4 protein-coding genes and 1 pseudogene are annotated in these 5,369 nt (G+C 69.0%); 4 read left to right on the top strand and 1 reads right to left on the bottom strand.

The window, feature by feature from the left end; genetic code table 11:
* Positions 1–207: 207 nt before the first annotated feature.
* The gene (locus AC1RQF_RS31760) at positions 208–1,233 is read left to right on the top strand and encodes a hypothetical protein (protein WP_492874041.1); all 1,026 of its coding nucleotides are present in this window, start codon (positions 208–210) and stop codon (positions 1,231–1,233) included.
* A gap of 73 nt (positions 1,234–1,306) precedes the next feature.
* Positions 1,307–2,110: a class I SAM-dependent methyltransferase gene (locus AC1RQF_RS31755; protein WP_492874039.1), complete on the top strand. Its 804-nt coding sequence runs from the start codon at positions 1,307–1,309 to the stop codon at positions 2,108–2,110.
* 49 nt (positions 2,111–2,159) lie between these two features.
* On the opposite strand, the gene AC1RQF_RS31750 is transcribed toward AC1RQF_RS31755, so the two are convergent.
* Positions 2,160–3,167 carry a zinc-dependent alcohol dehydrogenase family protein gene (locus tag AC1RQF_RS31750; protein ID WP_274001451.1) on the bottom strand — a complete coding sequence of 336 codons (1,008 nt, stop codon included), beginning with the start codon at positions 3,165–3,167 and terminating at the stop codon, positions 2,160–2,162.
* A gap of 211 nt (positions 3,168–3,378) precedes the next feature.
* Here AC1RQF_RS31750 and AC1RQF_RS31745 point away from each other — a divergent pair, with 211 nt between their 5' ends.
* Together AC1RQF_RS31745 and AC1RQF_RS31740 are read left to right on the top strand one after the other, a co-directional pair.
* Positions 3,379–3,804: a winged helix-turn-helix transcriptional regulator gene (locus tag AC1RQF_RS31745; RefSeq protein WP_274001452.1), complete on the top strand. Its 426-nt coding sequence runs from the start codon at positions 3,379–3,381 to the stop codon at positions 3,802–3,804.
* Positions 3,805–4,407: 603 nt separating this feature from the next.
* A pseudogene (locus tag AC1RQF_RS31740) lies at positions 4,408–5,369 on the top strand (beta strand repeat-containing protein); the annotation flags it as partial.

Below are 5,369 nucleotides of genomic sequence, written 5' to 3'. Positions count from 1 at the left end.
CCCCCCCCCCCCCCCCCCCCCCCCCCCCCCCCCCCCCCCCCCCCCCCCCCCCCCCCCCCCCCCCCCCCCCCCCCCGGGGCCGGACATGGGGCGCATAACAACATAGATCGTTCCTGGCGCGGCGGCGGTCCGACAGCGTAACCGGGCCGGCCTCCCGAGGAGGCCGGCCGACGGATCGCGGCGCGCGTCGTCATAGATGGATGACCCATGCTCACCTACAACACGCAGTATGGTTACGCCAGCAGCCTGCCGCTCGACCGCCTGCGCACGGCTGCGTGGCTGCAATATCTGCTGGATCGCCTCGAGCGCGTCGCGCACGCGATGATCGCGGGCGGCAACGCGGCGATGGCCGCGGCGGGCCACGAGACGCTCGCGCGCCTGCGAGGCGTCGCGCGGTCGACGCCGCGTCTCGACGCGAGCCTGCTCGATCCGCTCTTCACCGCGATCCTGGGCGACGACGCGGATCACGGCCGCTGTTCCGGCACCGCGTACGGCACGCTCGCGATGGCGCCCGCGCGGCGCGAACTGCTGCTGATCGAACGCTACGTGCCGGGCTCGAAACGCGCCTTCGACGTCGCCCGCGGCGTGATCGACGCGTATGCGTGGCGCGATCCCGAGTTCGGCTGGGCCGCGCTCGAAGCGATCGAGGCGGGCATCGGCCACGAGCCGGTCGACAGCGATGCGCCGCCCGAGCCGGGCTCGATCCGCGCGGCGCGCGACGAAGGGCAGCCGGCGAGCCGCATCATCGATACGGTGATCGGTCGCGCCTGGCAGGCGGACGAAGAAGAGCGCCGCTTCGACACGATGGCCGCGCTCGTCGAATTCGCCGCGGCGATCGCCACCCAGACGCCGATCACGCCCGCGGCCTATGGCGGCGATCACAACAGCGTCGCGCGCGCGATCTGGCGCGAGCGCGGCGATCTCGCGTCGATCGATGGGCTGTTCGCCGCGCTCTCGGTGTGCCGTCTCGAACAGGTGACCGACGCGGGCAGCTTCTGGGCGTACTACCTGCTGGCGGGCATCCGCATCGCGGCGCCCGAGGTGATGCGCGAGATGGGGCGGCATTTCTACGGCGATGCGTGGCGCGGCTGGCTCGACGCGCTGCTTGCGCTGCCCGCGACCGGCGAGCTGGATCGGGACGGCGCGGCGGCGCTGTCGCAGCTGGAGGCGTCGATGAGTCTCGTCGCGCACCGCAATCCGATCGTTCACGCGCGCCGCAGGTCGGCGCGCTGAGCGACGCGCGGTGCGGCGGCGCCGGAATCTGGCATGCTGGCGGTTCCGTCATCATGTATTTCGGGGGGCCGCCATGTCACTGGATCGGATGCAGGTCGCGCTGCCGCTGACCGCTTGCAAATGCTGCGGCGGCGACAGCCGCCTGTGCGGCGTCGTCGATTTCTCGCGCTGCGGCGCCGATCATCTCGGCGGGCGCAAGGTCGATCCGTATGTCGGCGTGCCGGTGTATTTCCACCGTTGCGACGCATGCGGCTTCGTGTTCACGCGCGCGCTCGACGCGTGGACCCATGCCGATTACGCGACGCACATCTACAACGACGATTACGGGCGGCACGATCCGGACTACCTGGGCAAGCGGCCGTTCGAGAATGCCGAGCTGATCGCGAAGAGTTTCCCCGAGTTGGCGCAGGCGAACGTGCTCGATTTCGGCTCGGGGCTGGGGCAGTTGGAGCGCGAGCTGAAGGCGCGCGGCTTCAGCCAGGTCGATTCCTACGATCCTTACGCGGCGCATGCGGAGGCGACGCGCGCGGGCCTGGCCGCCGCGTACCGGACGGTGGTCGCGTTCGAGGTGTTCGAGCATCATCCGCAACCGCGTGAGCTGATCGCCGAACTGGCGGGCTTTCTCGACGACGACGGCGCGATCCTGTTCAGCACGATGCTTGCCGACGACGCCGTGATGGCGGAGGGCATCGATCGCTGGTGGTATTGCGCGCCGCGCAACGGGCATATCTCGTTCTATGCGTCGCGCGCGCTCGCGCGCCTCGGCGCGCCGCACGGGCTCGTCGCGGGCTCGTTCAACGAGAATTTCCACTTTTTCTACAAGCGCGCGCTGCCCGCGTGGGCCGCGCGCTTTTCTCATCGGCTCTGCGTCGCGTGACGCGTCCGCGCGCCGACGCGCGCGGACGGCCGCGGAGGCGCGGTCGGCGTCAGATCGCGAGGCAGATCTTGCCGAAGTGCTTGCCGTCCGCCTGATGGCGGAACGCGTCGGCGATCTCGTCGAGCGGGAAGCTGAGGTCGACGACCGGCTTGAGGCCGGTTGCGTCGAGCGCGCGCACCATCTCGATCTGATGCTGGCGGCTGCCGACGATGAGCCCTTGCAGCCGTTGCTGGCGCGTCATCAGCGTGACGGTGGACAGTGGCCCGGCGATGCCCGTGAGCACACCGATCAGTGCGATGTGGCCGCCGATCCGGCAGGCCTCGATCGATTGCGCGAGCGTGTCGGGGCCGCCGACCTCGATCACGTGATCGACGCCGCGCCCGTTCGTGTAGTCGAGCACCTTCGCGGCCCAGTCGGGATCGCGCCGGTAGTTGATCAGGTGATCGGCGCCGAGCGCGCGCGCCCGTTCCAGCTTTTCGTCGGACGAGGACGTGACGATGACCGTCGCGCCCATCTGCTTGGCGAACTGCAGCGCGAAGATCGACACGCCGCCCGTGCCGAGCACGAGCACGCTGTCGCCGGCCTTCAGGTTGCCGTCGACGACCAGCGCGCGCCAGGCGGTCAGCCCGGCCGTGGTCAGCGTCGCGGCTTCCGCGTGGCTGTAGCCGCGCGGTGCGTGCGTGAACCACTGCGCGGGCCGCACGACGGCTTCGCGCGCGTAGCCGTCGACGCCGTCGCCGGGCGTGGTCTTGAAGTCCGCGACGGCCGGGCCGCCGTCGAGCCAGAGCGGATAAAAGCCCGACACCACCGCGTCGCCGACCGCGAACTCCGTGACGCCTTCGCCGACCGCCTCGACGACGCCCGCACCGTCCGACATCGGGATGCGCCCGTCGGCGGCCGGCAGACGGCCCATGACGACGCCGAGATCGTGGAAGTTCAGCGAGCTGGCGTGGAGACGCACGCGGATTTCGCCGGCGCGCGGGGCGCCCGGATCGGGAAGATCGACGCGGACGAGATGATCGAGGCCGCCGGGCGCGCGCAGGGTGATGGCTTTCATACGGAACTCCTTGAGGAAGCGGCGTCCCGCCCGGGATGGCGGCGGGGACGCGGTGGATTGGGACGGCAGGCGGCGCGCCGGCGCACGCGACCCCGGGGCGGGGCGCGGCGCGGCCGACGGGCAGCACGCGAGGCGATTGTCGACCGGTAGGGTGATGATGACAAGAAGGTACAATTAAAGCCGGTACTATCAAATGTGTAGGTATAAGGCGATGCGACCCAAACGTCTGGACAGCAAGAGCGGTTGCGCGGTCGAGGTCACGCTGTCGGTGATCGGCGGGCTGTGGAAGCCGGTGATCCTGTTTCACCTGCTGGAGGAGAAGAAGCGCTTCATGGAGCTGACGCGCCTGCTGCCGAACACCACGCAGCGCATGCTGACGCTGCAGTTGCGCGAGCTGGAAGCCGACGGCATCGTTGCCCGACATGTCTATCCGCAGGTGCCGCCGAAGGTCGAATATGAGCTGACCGAGTTTGGGCGAACGCTTGCGCCGGTGCTGATCAGCCTGCGGGAATGGGGCGAGTCGTATCGTGCGCACGGGTTGGGCGAAGGGTCGGGTGAGGCGGCGGGCGAGGCGCTCCGGGCGGGTGAGCGGACCGTACGCAAGAAGCGCGAGGCGCGGCCGAAAGCGGCCGTGTAGCGGGGCGTGACGTGGCGCGCGCCGGTGGAGCCGGCGCGTTTTCATTGTGTCGAAGCGCATGACATGATTCGACGTGCGAATTGATGGTCGATGTGATTGACGTCGTGCTTCCCTGCTGCTTCTCGCCGATTTTCATCGAATTGACTTGAATCGATTCGATGGGATGCGTGTGGGACCGGCCCGGGGCATGCGTGCCGTGGTGCGCGAAAAGATCGATGCTCGATTCGGGCCGGTGCCGCGCGAATAATCGGGGTGCGGTTTGCAATGAACCGCTGGAGGGTCAGGCGCCCCGCGATATTTTTCCGTTTCCCGTTCCAGCTTGTCCGGATAACTAATCGACAAGACAGGCCGGATGGAATCGTTTTCCGGCGTCCCGATGTCACGGCGGATACGGGCGTCGTTACGTTACGGCGCCGGGAACGCGCAGCTGAAATGCTGCTCGGCCGGGCGGCCGGCGCGGCGCAATGCGCAATTTTATTGTTCTTATCTTTGCTCCGATGGGCAAAAAAGCGGGCGGTGCGATGGGTTTCACCATTGGCACGCTCCATGCTGTGACCTCCGGGCGGTATCCAGGTTAATACCAACCGACATGAGAGGTCGAGCATGAAAAAAACTTTCAAATTGACGAATCTGGCGCTGTCCGCTGCAGCGGCATTCGGACTGGCGGGGGGCGCGCCGGTTCATGCGGGCACGCTGGATGTCCTGACGCTGCCGGGGGCAATCGGCGGCGTCGGCGTGAGCGCGGCTGGCGCAAGCGGGCCGGACATCGTGCCGGCGGGCGGCGGCATCAGCCTGGGCGGCGCGGGATCGGGCAGCTTCACGGTGGCCTTCGGCGATCCGGATGCCGGACAGGGCATCGACATCAGCGCGGGCCTGACGGGTTCCGCGAGCGCGTCGCTCAGCATCGGCGACGGCAGCGGGGTGGTCGAGCCGCTGACAGAGGCGCTGGGCGGCGCAGTAGGGGCGCTGACGGGCACCGTCAATACGGTGCTCGGGACGCTGGGCAGTGTGAGTCCCGCGGGCGTGCTGAACGGAACGATCAACTCGGTGACCGGCGTGCTGGGCGGGGTGGGCGTCGGCGGCAATCCGCTCGGGGCCCTGACGGGGGCGGTCAATACGGTGTTCAGCAGCCTGTGCGGTGTGAATCCGGTCGGCGCATTGAACGGCGTGCTTGGAACGCTGACGAATGCGCTGGGCGGCCTGGGCGGTGGAGGAAATCTGCTCGCGCCGCTGACGGGTGCGGTCAACACGGTAGTTGGCACGCTGAGCGGTGCGAATCCGGTTGGTGGGCTAAACGGTGAGCTTGGTGCCGCGACGGGTGCGGTGAATGGCGCGGTTGGAACGGCGACGGGCGCGTTGGGTGGCATCGGAGGCGGTGACCCGCTTGCGCCGGTGACCGGTGCGGTGAGCACGGTAGTCGGGACGCTGAGCGGTGCGAACCCGATTGGTGGTTTGAGCGGCGCACTCGGTACGGTGACGGGCGCGTTGAATGGCGCGGTTGGAACGGTGACGGGCGCGTTGGGTGGCATCGGCGGCGGTGACCCGCTTGCGCCGGTGACCGGTGC

The sequence above is a fragment of the Burkholderia sp. GW821-FHT14F03 genome, assembly GCF_058803765.1.
Note: the sequence above shows the minus strand (reverse complement) of the source record. Positions and strands in the feature narration are given on the sequence as shown.